The sequence below is a fragment of the Desulfobacter sp. genome (assembly GCF_050177295.1).
In genome coordinates this window covers 1-4,045 of the sequence record NZ_JBFXHE010000406.1, presented here as the reverse complement: position 1 = coordinate 4,045, position 4,045 = coordinate 1, and the positions used below count along the sequence as shown (strand labels likewise).

Sequence of the window (4,045 nt, the reverse complement as noted above, 5' to 3'; positions counted from 1 at the left end):
CCAGATTAAGGCAAACATTGATTATTATCTGGCCAATGCCCGGGTGGTCCGCCAGACCATGACAGAGCTTGGGTTTGACCATGTAGGCGGCGAAAATGCCCCATACATCTGGATTGACGGCAATGGCAGGGATTCCTGGGAATTCTTTGATCTCCTGCTGGACAAGGCGGGCGTGGTCTGCACTCCGGGCCAGGGCTTTGGCCGGTGTGGCACCCAGTACATAAGAATTTCTGCATTTAACAGCCCTGAAAATGTAGCCAAGGCCATGGCCCGTGTAAAAGACGTTTTAAAATGACCGGTTTTTTCAAAGTAAAATCCCTGGGCGACGTCCTGGGGATGACCCGGCTTTTCTCCCCTGTGGGCATGGAAGAGCTGCACACCCTGGATGCCTTTTCAAGGGTTCTTGCCAAGGATCTGGTTGCCGGCGAAAATCTGCCCGGATTCAGGCGCTCCTGCATGGATGGATATGCGGTGAACGCTGCGTCCACCTTCGGGGCGTCGGAATCCGGACCTGCGTGGCTGAGCATTAAGGGTACAATTGCCATGGGCGATATTCCGGACTTTGAACTGGCACGGGGAGAAGCCGCCCGGATCTCCACCGGCGGCATGCTGCCTGCTGGTGCAGATGCGGTTGTGATGGTGGAGCACACCGAGGCAATAGACGAACAGTCCATTGAAATCTATAAATCCGTGGCCCCGCTGCAGCATGTGATTGATGTAACCGAAGATTTTGCAAAGGGGCAAACCGTCATTGAAAAAGGCCGTCTGATGCGACCCCAGGAAATCGGCCTGGCTGCGGGGTTGGGGCACACCCGAATCTGGACATATAAGGTGCCCAGGGTGGGAATCATCTCCACCGGGGATGAAGTGATTCCTGTGGATAAATCACCTGAACCCGGCAAGATACGCGATATTAATTCTTATTCTTTGTCTGCCCTGGTGACCCAGGCAGGGGGCGAGCCTGTTCGGTACGGCATCGTAAAAGATGATCCAGACGCTTTGAAATCCGTGTGTAAAAAAGCCTTGGCCCACACGGACATGGTGCTGCTTTCCGGCGGCTCCTCTGTGGGCACAAGGGATTATACGGTTGAGGTACTGTCAAATCTTCCGGATACGGAAATTCTGGTCCACGGTATTTCCGTAAGCCCTGGCAAGCCCACCATCCTGGCGCGCTCCGGTCACACGCCGATGTGGGGGCTGCCCGGCCAGGTGGTCTCTGCCATGGTGGTATTCCAGGTCGTGGTGACGGCGTTTCTCCACCGCCTAAGGGGATTGTCCCGGCCGGTTCTCCAGGTGAAAACATCGGCCCGGTTGTCCCGAAATCTGGCATCTTCCCAGGGTAGGCGGGATTTTATACGCGTGGTGCTGGAGGAAGATGGCCGGGATCTTGTGGCCCGCCCCATTCTTGGCAAATCAGGATTGATCCGGACCATGGTCCAGGCGGATGGGCTGCTTGAGATCGGTGAGCACGTAGAAGGCTTGGAAAAAGGCAGCATGGTGGATATCATCCTGTTAAAATAGAAAGGGCTGTATGGAAACAAAACGTAATGTCTATTTAAATATGGTTGGAATTGAGGAGGCCCTGGAGTGCTTGTTCGAAAAATTCGGTCATCTGGAAACAGGGGTACAGACCCTGGATGTGGTACAGGCCCGGAATAGGGTTTTGGCGGCACCTGCTGTGGCTGCCATATCTTCTCCGAATTTTCATGCCGCAGCCATGGATGGTGTGGCTGTGGATGCCAAATCCACCTTCGGAGCAAGTGATGAAGCCCCAAAGTCGTTGACTATTGGAAAAACCGCGTTCTGGGTCAATACCGGCCATGTGCTCCCCGAGGGGACCAATTCAGTGATCATGATTGAAAACCTCAATGTCCTGGATGAAAATACCATTGAAATTGAGGCACCGGCTTTTCCCTGGCAGTATGTCCGAAAAATGGGTGAGGATATGGTGGCCACCCAGTTGCTGTTTCCCAGGGACCACAAAATCAATGCCTATGCCATGGGCGCGCTGTTGTCCGGCGGGGTGTTCAAGGTGTCGGTGAGGAAAAGGCCCAGGGTGCTTATTATTCCAACTGGCTCGGAACTTAAGCGCTGGCAGGATGTAACGCCGGAAACCATGACTCCCGGTGATGTTGTGGAATCCAACACCACTGTATTGACTGCGCTGTGCACCGACCACGGAGCGGATGCCGCGGTAACCCCTATGCTTGAAGATGATCTTAAGACTATTCAGACTGCCGTGTCCGATGGCGTGGATCAGGGCTATGACATGATCATGATCCTGGGCGGCTCTTCTGCCGGGTCAAAGGATTATTCAAAACCGGTGATTGAAAATTTAGGGCAGATTTACGTCCACGGAGTGACGATGATGCCGGGCAAACCCCTGATGTTCGGCCGGATTTCGAATACCCCGGTTTTTGGAATCCCCGGCTATCCGGTATCCGCCATTGTTGCCTTTGAAATGTTTGCAGGACCGCTGCTGCTGGCCATGCAGCATCTGCCCCCGATAAGACGGGATGTGGTGGAGGTTTCACCGGTCAGAAAAGTAGCGTCTAAATTAGGCCAGGAAGAATTTTTAAGGGTAAAAATCGGTTCCGTGGACGGCCGCCTCATGTCATCCCAGCTGCCCCGGGGTTCGGGCAGTATCACCACCCTGACCGAAGCCGACGGCATCATACGAATTCCGCAGCATGTTGAAGGTCTTGAAGCCGGCGAAAAAGTGCAGGCCCATCTGCTTCGGCCCCTGGAATCCATTGAGAATACCGTGGTGATCACAGGTTCCCATGACAATACCCTCGACCTTCTTGCGGATCAAATCCGTCTAGAACATCCGGGCATGGGCATCTCTTCCAGCCATGTGGGAAGTATGGGCGGACTGATGGCCATTAAAAAGGGCGGCTGCCACATGGCCGGCTGTCACCTGCTGGACCCCGATGACGGCACCTACAATATTTCATACATTAAAAAATACCTGCCTGATATACCGGTGCGCCTCGTCAATCTCGTGATGCGCCGGCAGGGGCTGATTCTGCCCAAAGGCAACCCGGACAATATAAAAAAGCTTTCAGATATTGTTGAAAAAAAACTGGCCTTCATCAACCGCCAGCCCGGCTCGGGTACCCGGATTTTATTTGATTTCAGCTTAAAGGAAAACGGTCTGTCCCCAGCAGATGTCCCAGGCTATGAAAATGAAGAATATACCCACATGTCCGTGGCGGTGGCAGTATTATCAGGCCGGGCACGGGCCGGGCTTGGCATCAAGGCTGCAGCCCTGGCCCTGAAGCTGGATTTCCTGCCTGTTGTTACTGAATCTTACGACCTGGTCATCCCTGAAGTTTATTATAATCTGCCAAAAGTCCAGGCCCTTCTTTGTGCGATTCGATCAGAGCAATTTAAGCAACGGGTCATGGCGTTAGGCGGATATGGAGTGGAGAAAACAGGCCAGGAACTATTCGATTCTAAAACGATAATCTAACAGGGTTATAATGGCTTTTTAACCCTTGCCTGGTAAATCTTTTTCTGTAACTTTCCTAAATTCTTTTGTCATGGAGGTAAATACAGAAAATGGCACAGGTTTCGCAAGTATCTTCGGACAGCTATATTCCTTTGGACAATGAGCCCTATATGAGCAAGGGACAACTCGCTTATTTTAAGGGCAAACTGATGCAGCGAAAGAGTGAGCTGCACAACAGAATCACCAAATCCATAGAAAAAATTAAAACCCTTGAAGCCACCCAGGCCGATATCCTTGACCGGAGTAACTCATATATTGACCTGGAACTTGAGTTGAAAAGTTTTGAACGCCATTCGGATATGATTGTGCAGGTGGATCACGCGTTAGCCCGTATTGATGACGGCAATTTCGGATACTGTGAACTGACCGGCGATGAGATCGGGTTGCCGCGGCTGGAAGCAATTCCCTTTGCCAGCATGTCCATCAAGGCGCTGGAAGAGTTTGAAGCCGGACGGGGAAATATGTTTCTCACAAATTGATACTTAATCGTACCCCTGCTCTTGCGCCAAACTATGAATTGAGCACGAGCAA

Annotated in this window: 4 protein-coding genes; all 4 read left to right on the top strand. The window is 52.2% G+C overall.

Annotation, left to right across the window (positions count from 1 at the left end; genetic code table 11):
- The coding region (locus tag AB7U36_RS20000; RefSeq protein WP_428161394.1) for an aminotransferase class I/II-fold pyridoxal phosphate-dependent enzyme at nt 1-295 on the top strand (295 nt) is incomplete at its 5' end.
- On the top strand, nt 292-1,521 hold the full coding sequence (locus AB7U36_RS19995; protein ID WP_287037298.1) for a molybdopterin molybdotransferase MoeA: 1,230 nt from the start codon (nt 292-294) through the stop codon (nt 1,519-1,521). The genes AB7U36_RS20000 and AB7U36_RS19995, both read left to right, overlap by 4 nt.
- A gap of 10 nt (nt 1,522-1,531) precedes the next feature.
- On the top strand, nt 1,532-3,475 hold the full coding sequence (locus AB7U36_RS19990) for a molybdopterin biosynthesis protein (RefSeq protein WP_287562393.1): 1,944 nt from the start codon (nt 1,532-1,534) through the stop codon (nt 3,473-3,475).
- Nucleotides 3,476-3,564: 89 nt separating this feature from the next.
- Nucleotides 3,565-3,993 (top strand): TraR/DksA family transcriptional regulator, encoded by a 429-nt coding sequence (locus AB7U36_RS19985; RefSeq protein ID WP_286818999.1) that lies wholly within the window; start codon nt 3,565-3,567, stop codon nt 3,991-3,993.
- Nucleotides 3,994-4,045: the final 52 nt, after the last annotated feature.

Bases quoted from the DNA above. Each gene is read 5' to 3' on its own strand.
- AB7U36_RS19985 (WP_286818999.1), top strand. From the start codon at position 3,565: ATGGCACAGGTTTCGCAAGTATCTTCGGACAGCTATATTCCTTTGGAC.
- AB7U36_RS19990 (WP_287562393.1), top strand. From the start codon at position 1,532: ATGGAAACAAAACGTAATGTCTATTTAAATATGGTTGGAATTGAGGAG.
- AB7U36_RS19995 (WP_287037298.1), top strand. From the start codon at position 292: ATGACCGGTTTTTTCAAAGTAAAATCCCTGGGCGACGTCCTGGGGATG.